General features: G+C 34.1%; 6 protein-coding genes. 2 read left to right on the top strand and 4 right to left on the bottom strand.

The annotated features are described in order from the left end of the window. The first annotated feature begins 239 nt into the window (after positions 1–239). Positions 240–1,220, top strand: coding sequence for an alpha/beta hydrolase (locus AVL50_RS23845; protein WP_082795981.1), 981 nt, complete (start codon positions 240–242; stop codon positions 1,218–1,220). Between the two features lie 76 nt (positions 1,221–1,296). Here AVL50_RS23845 and AVL50_RS23840 read toward each other — a convergent pair whose 3' ends face one another. From AVL50_RS23840 to rnr, 3 genes are all read right to left on the bottom strand, one after another. Then, complete coding sequence (locus AVL50_RS23840) at positions 1,297–1,539, bottom strand: hypothetical protein (protein ID WP_062619139.1); 243 nt, start codon at positions 1,537–1,539, stop codon at positions 1,297–1,299. Positions 1,540–1,792: 253 nt separating this feature from the next. After that, the gene (locus tag AVL50_RS23835; protein WP_044211770.1) at positions 1,793–2,302 is read right to left on the bottom strand and encodes a phosphoribosyltransferase family protein; all 510 of its coding nucleotides are present in this window, start codon (positions 2,300–2,302) and stop codon (positions 1,793–1,795) included. Between the two features lie 28 nt (positions 2,303–2,330). Beyond that, a complete protein-coding gene (gene rnr / locus AVL50_RS23830; protein ID WP_062619137.1) occupies positions 2,331–4,520 on the bottom strand; it encodes a ribonuclease R in 2,190 nt (729 codons plus the stop codon). Positions 4,521–4,650: 130 nt separating this feature from the next. Between rnr and AVL50_RS23825 the strand changes: the two genes are divergently transcribed. Beyond that, entirely contained in the window at positions 4,651–5,787 is a 1,137-nt protein-coding gene (locus AVL50_RS23825) for a hypothetical protein (RefSeq protein WP_062619134.1), read from the top strand. A 41-nt stretch (positions 5,788–5,828) separates the two neighbouring features. Here the strand turns inward: AVL50_RS23825 and cdd are convergent, their stop codons facing one another. Beyond that, positions 5,829–6,317 (bottom strand): cytidine deaminase, encoded by a 489-nt coding sequence (gene cdd, locus AVL50_RS23820; protein ID WP_062619129.1) that lies wholly within the window; start codon positions 6,315–6,317, stop codon positions 5,829–5,831. Between the last annotated feature and the right edge of the window lie 80 nt (positions 6,318–6,397).

The following is a 6,397-nucleotide window of genomic DNA, read 5'->3' as shown; positions in this document are numbered from 1 at the left end:
TAAGCCCTACCGTGCTGATGGTACTGGGTTAACCCCCGGGAGAGTAAGTCGGCGCCACATTCATTAAATACAGAAGGTTAGTTAACACAAGATGTTGACTAACCTTTTTTTTGTGTCTATACATTTTCGAAATGTAATAATATATTAAATCAAACTATTTTATCTACTTGGAAGTACATTGAAAACTTTGAATTGCTTACCTTCGCTATACAAGCACATAACATTATAAATAATAGAAAATGAAAAAAATAGTTACCTATTTATCAATCTTACTTCTTCTGTTTTCTTGTGCTACTGAATCAAAGCAAACAGAGGAGAAACAACAAGAAAAAACATTAGGATTAGGAGAAGCTTCTAATGATCAAATGCCTAAACTCTGTGCAGGAAAAATTGATCGAATCCCTAATTTCGAATCAAAATACATCGACAACAGAAATGTAGATGTATATATGCCTGAAGGTTATTCAAAAGAGAAAAAGTATGCTGTATTATACATGCATGATGGTTTGATGCTATTTGACTCTACCGTAACATGGAACAAACAGGAATGGGAAGTAGATGAACATATCACTAAACTATTGAGGGAGAATAAAATTCAAGACGTAATTGTAGTTGCTGTACCTAATAATGGAAAGTATAGATCATCTGAATACTTACCTCAAAAGTCACTGAAAAAACTTTCAGAGTCTGATTTAGAGGATGTATTGTCAAAAAGAGTAGAAGGTAAGCTTTTATCAGATGACTACCTGAAATTTCTTACGAGTGAACTGAAACCATATATAGATAACCACTATTCGACTTATTCAGATAGAGAACATACATTTGTAATGGGTTCTAGTATGGGAGGGTTAATTTCTATGTATGCTATTTGCGAATACCCAGAAGTGTTTGGAGGTGCAGGTTGTGTTTCAACACATTGGCCTATGGTTTATGCTGAAGATTTCACTGCAGCTCAAAATAAAGCGATTACAGATGGGGTAATTAATTATGTAGCGAATAATTTACCAGACCCTAAGACACATAAAATCTACTTTGACTTCGGCACAAAAACGTTGGATTCTCAATATGAACCTTATCAAAAAAGAGTAGATGTGATCATGAAAAAGCACGGTTTTACTTCAGAAAATTGGATGACGAAAAAGTTCCCAGGAGAAAATCATTCTGAAATTGCTTGGGCAAAAAGATTGAATATTCCTTTAGAGTTTTTATTGGGTAAATAAATTGAAAGCACTAAAAAAGCCAGAGTAAATCAGTATTACTCTGGCTTTTTTATTTGAAATATTTAATCAGGTAACATTAAACATTTGCAGGTGCCCAATCTCCACAAAGCATACCTTCTGTTGCTTGTGCAGGCTTAGAGCAGTTGTCTTTTTGGAAGAATGCACAGTTAGTACATTGAATAGAATTGATTAATTCTGAAGCACTAGAGAAGCTGTCACAAGTATATTTCTCATTTACTTTAACATTATGCACGTTACAAGTTAATGATTCAGCTAATTCAGCACAGCTCTTACAGTTTGATGATAATCTAATAGACATATTTTTATCGTTTAGGTTTAAACTTTTGTATCTTAATTGATGCTCAAATTTAAGTTGAAAACTACGATTAGAACAAATTATGTAAGATATAAATACCTGAAAACGATCAGTTTGTATTTAGATTGTTTCTAGTTAAACTTTGTTGATAATTAGTCTAGATTACGTAGTTTTATTTAGAATTAGAATAAAAAAAATCAATGAATTAACGTATTGAAAATCCATTGATTATAATATTTTGAAAGCGGAATATGTCTTATGTGAGCGTCACTGTAAAACTCAAGTGGTCTGTAAGGTCAACTTCTACATTTTGCTTTACAGTAGTTGATAATTCATAACCTGTGAAGCTAGGAATTACAGGGAACTTATGATATCCTCTATCAACTAAAACTGCAACTTGTAATTTTTCGATTCTAATACCCAAGAAAGGTTTAATACTGTAAGCCAAAGTACGACCAGTGTTCAATACATCATCAGCTAATAGAATTACTTTTCCTTCCATTTCCTTCAAATCTTTATCAACTTCAATGAAGGTCTGTAGAGGAGCAGTTTTATCAATTGTAATTTTAGTAATGTCAGATGGAATGGTAGAAATTTTATCAAACTCTGCTTTCAATAATTCAGCAAAGTGGTATCCATTTCCTTTGATTCCCGCAAATATGATTTCTTTAGCTCCAAAGTTATCTTCATACACTTCAAAAGCTATACGGCGTATTTTCTGAACGATCTGCTCATGCTTTAAAATAACATTGCTAATAGTCGTCATGATTAATTATTTTTTGAATATAAAACCATTAAACGATGTCGAAATCAATCGATCGTTTTTCAATGTTTGTTTCTTTAACGATAACTTTTACTTCGTCACCCAACTGATAAGTTTCTTTATATTTCTGTCCTGTAACAATCATTGTATCAGGATCAAAAATAAACTGATCATGTGTCATTGATGAATAGCGTACAAGGCCTTCACAGCGAGTATCCTTAAGCTCAATAAACATACCCCAGTCTGTTAATCCAGAAACAGTACCTTCCATTTCTTCACCCAGGAATTCAGACATAAATTCTACCTGCTTGTATTTGATTGAAGCTCTTTCTGCATCCGCTGCTACTTTTTCTCTAGCAGAAGAGTGCTTACAACGGTCTTCAAATTCATTCTCATCAGCAGATTTACCTTTATCTAAATAATGTTGTAATAGACGGTGTACCATTACATCAGGATATCTACGGATAGGCGAAGTAAAGTGAGTGTAGTGCGCAAAACCAAGACCATAGTGCCCTTCTGGGTTTGTAGTGTAAATCGCTTTCGCCATTGTACGGATGGCTTGTTGCTCAATGATGTTCTGCTCCGGCTTTCCTTCTACTTCCTCTGTTAAGTTATTCAGAGAGAAAGCAATTTTCTTTTCCGTTAGATCTAGATCATAACCAAAACGCTTCGCAAATGTGGCAAATTGAGCTAGTTTATCAGGATCGGGATCACCGTGTACCCTGTAAACCATCGTCATAGGTTTGCCATCTTGTTTTTTACGGAAAATTGATTCAGCTACTCTTTTATTCGCAAGAAGCATAAACTCCTCGATCATTTTATGAGCATCCTTTCTGATTTTTGGAGTTAATCCAGTTGGTTTGCCATTTTCATCTAAATCGAATTTCAATTCAATAGACTCAAATGAAATCGCACCATTTCTAAATCGAGCATCTCTAAGTTTGTGAGCGATGTCGTTTAACGTATTAATTTCTTCTTGGAAGTCACCCTCTTTAGATTCAATTCTTTCTTGAGCTTCTTCATAAGAGAAACGTCTGTCAGAGTGAATCACTGTCCTACCAAATGATTGCTTATAGACCTTACCCGTTTCATCCATCTCGAAAATCGCAGCAAAAGCTAGACGATCAACATGTGGATTTAATGAACATAAACCATTGGAAAGTTTCTCTGGCAACATTGGAACTGTACGATCCACCAAGTAAACTGAAGTTGCTCTTTTGAAAGCTTCTTCTTCCAATAATGATCCTGGAGTCACATAATGTGATACATCCGCAATGTGAACACCAATTTCATAATGACCGTTTTTCATCTTTCTGATTGAAAGTGCATCGTCAAAGTCCTTGGCTGTAACAGGGTCAATCGTAAATGTAGTTCTATCTCTGAAATCCTTTCTGTTTTTGATTTCATCCTCCGGAATTTCATCAGGAATAGCATTCGCCTCAGCGTCTACTTCCTTAGGGAATTCAAATGGAAGACCAAATTCAAACATGATAGAGTGAATTTCAGTTTCATTATCACCTGCCTTACCTAAAACCTTAGTGATTTTACCAGTAGGTGATTTATCATTCTGTTTCCATTGTGTAATCTTGGCAATTACTTTATCCCCATTTTGAGCATCTCCAATCTTTTCAATAGGAATAAATAAATCATAGAACATTTTACGATCTGAAGCTACTACAAATGCAAAACGCTCAGAGATTTGCAGTTGTCCTACAAATTCATCCTTTTCACGCTTCACTATTTTAGTGATTTTGGCTTCATCACGCTTTCTTTGTCTATTGTAGAAAGTAGTAAACTCAACTTTATCGCCGTTGAGTGCTCTGTTCATATTGGGTAGCAACACACGTATATCCTCTACTTCTTCACCAACAGGTGTGTCTACTACCAGGAATGCAAACTTCGGGTTGACAAAATCAACTGTTGCAGTTCTGGTATTTTGTTGCTCTTCTTGCAACAGAATAGATTGATATTTCTTACCTTTCAGAAGAATTTTACCTTCATCTGCTAAGGCAATCATTATATATTTGAGTTTATCTTTATCAGTTTGACTTTTAATTCTAACATCTTTAACAATTTGTCGAAGACTAAAACCCATTTCAGGTCTAGAATTTAAGAGTTCAATGATATTTTGTATTGTATGAGAATTAAGGCTGCTTCTTCTTTGCACCTTTTTCTTAGATTTCTTATTCTCTTTTATATTCTTTTTTCTGGTTTTTGCCATGTTTTTGATTTACATCTTATAGAGATGGATCAAGATAGGTTTAATTAAAAGTAGGTGGAGATGCTATCTTAATCCTTCAGTTTGCTAAATTACGATAAAATCCTAGTTATAGGGCGATGAATACGAAACTATGTTGAGAAGTTTTTACTTAACCCTTCAAATTTTAATTTTATTCACTTCTAGTTATGCTCAGAAGTCCCAAAAATTGTGGGAAAATGAGGAGGCGTTACAGTGTGCCACGTCTATTATGGACGCTTTGTACAAATGTGATTTTGAAACTTCTGATTCTTTGATGCTTAAGTATGCAGATCTTATGAACGGTCATTCCTCTACGGCTTTACTTAAAGGATTAAATGTTTATTGGAAAAATGTGCCCTTTGATTATGAAAATGATGAGAGTGTATCCTTGCTTTTTGATTACTTAGACCGTTGTATAGAACTGTGTGAAAAATCCTATAATAAAGATGCTAGTGATTTTGAATCCATTTACTTTTTGCTACTGGCAAGAAGTATGAAAGCAAGAACATACAATTATAAAGGAGCGACTTGGAAAGCAGTTTCCGAAGCAAGGGAAGTTTATTCATTGACGAGAAAGGGAATGAAAAACCTGGAACGCTTTGATGAATTTAATTTTTCATCGGGTATTTATAACTATTACAGAGAGTTCTATCCAGAGTTGAATCCAATTTATAAACCTTTTCTCAGTTTTTTCCCCTCAGGAAATAAGGATTTAGGGATTCAGCAATTGGAGTTTGCGGAGAAGCATAGCATTTTCACTTCAACCGAAGCAGGCCGGTATTTGATGTGGATTTATACGAGAAATAATAACCCTAAAGCTGTCAATATTGCTTATCAATTTTTAAATAAATATCCTAATAATCAACTTTTTATATTTGAATCGCTCATTACTTTAAATTTTAATGGAGAATTTAAAAATGAAAAAGTGTTGCAGTATATCGCTTTATTAGAAAATTCTCATGAGGAATTCAATCAGGTTGGAGGACTGATCATGAAAGGAGTTTATTATTTTGAAAATGCAGATTATGAGAAATCAAATGCAATGTTATCTGAGGCAGACCAAAGGCTTCAGAAATTAGAGTCAAGAAAGGAATATATTGATTCCCCTCTTTATGCTTATTTATATGCTTTAAATGTGGTTTTGAAGCAAAAAGATCTCTCCAAATTTTATAAAAGGAAAGCTACTGAAACTGAATATGGAGTCAGAATAATTGATCATCTCAATAAAAAGCAACTTTCCCGTTTGTAAGTTCTTAAACAAAAGTATTTAATAATACTGTGCGAACGATTCTATTCAAATAAGTCTTTTTGTGTAAACTTGAAAGGCAGTAAATCTGAAATTGACTGTAGTTCATAAATATCTTTTTCACCTTTCATCAAAAGACGGATTGGGCTTTCCTGTTTTACTTCATACTCTAGCATTGCTTGTCTGCAGGCGCCACAAGGTGAAATGGGGATAAAAGTTTTTTCCTCTCCTTTTCGAGCTGCTATTGCTATAGTCTTTATAGTTTGATCAGGGTATTGTCCTCCAGCCCAGTAAATTGCACTTCTTTCAGCACACATTCCAGAAGGGTAAGCGGCGTTCTCCTGATTATTTCCAGTTACTATTTCTCCATTTTCAAGAATCAGAGCCGCTCCAACATTAAAATTAGAATAAGGGGCATAAGACTTGAAAGTAGCTTCTTCCGCAAGTCGCAATAGTTCTTGATCTTCTTTGGATAATTCATCAAGGCTGTCATAAGTAACAATCTCGATGTTAAGGTTTAATTTCTTTGCCATATCTTTTCTTATTTAGAGAATTAAGATACAGAAAAAGCCTTTAGAATTCATATCCTAAAGGCTTTCTTTACCGAAAAGTA

The organism is Flammeovirga sp. SJP92 (assembly GCF_001583495.1).
Classification (GTDB): domain Bacteria; phylum Bacteroidota; class Bacteroidia; order Cytophagales; family Flammeovirgaceae; genus Flammeovirga.
Note: the sequence above shows the minus strand (reverse complement) of the source record. Positions and strands in the feature narration are given on the sequence as shown.

Coding starts and splice junctions, on each gene's coding strand:
- cdd (WP_062619129.1), bottom strand. CDS start 6,317: ATGGCAAAGAAATTAAACCTTAACATCGAGATTGTTACTTATGACAGC.
- AVL50_RS23845 (WP_082795981.1), top strand. CDS start 240: ATGAAAAAAATAGTTACCTATTTATCAATCTTACTTCTTCTGTTTTCT.
- AVL50_RS23835 (WP_044211770.1), bottom strand. CDS start 2,302: ATGACGACTATTAGCAATGTTATTTTAAAGCATGAGCAGATCGTTCAG.
- AVL50_RS23840 (WP_062619139.1), bottom strand. CDS start 1,539: ATGTCTATTAGATTATCATCAAACTGTAAGAGCTGTGCTGAATTAGCT.
- rnr (WP_062619137.1), bottom strand. CDS start 4,520: ATGGCAAAAACCAGAAAAAAGAATATAAAAGAGAATAAGAAATCTAAG.
- AVL50_RS23825 (WP_062619134.1), top strand. CDS start 4,651: ATGTTGAGAAGTTTTTACTTAACCCTTCAAATTTTAATTTTATTCACT.